A 254-nucleotide genomic window follows, 5' to 3' on the forward strand; every position below is an offset into this window, starting at 1 on the left:
CTGTGCGTTAGGTAGTTGCTGAGCAAGAATGTAACTGTGTTCGGTAGGAACCATGATATCCTCAACACCGTTAGTTACAAGCACTGGTTGCTTAATCTTATGCAACCATTCATACGATTGGTTAGGTAACCGATCAGCCCACTGTTCTATCGCCTTCAATTGTGCGTCGCGTACCTGCAGCGAACTTTCAAATTTTTTCTGGGCAATAATACGCTTCAGTGAAGCACTTCCAGCCGCGCGACTAGTTTCGGTAG

The 254-nt window shown here is 46.1% G+C and carries 1 protein-coding gene; it reads right to left on the reverse strand.

Annotated elements, in window-relative coordinates:
* A partial coding sequence (locus tag SB773_RS33230; protein ID WP_410594706.1) for an alpha/beta fold hydrolase occupies positions 1 to 254 on the reverse strand: 254 nt, incomplete at both ends.

This window comes from Bacillus sp. SIMBA_074 (assembly GCF_046534555.1).
Lineage (GTDB): Bacteria > Bacillota > Bacilli > Bacillales > Bacillaceae_G > Bacillus_A > Bacillus_A mycoides.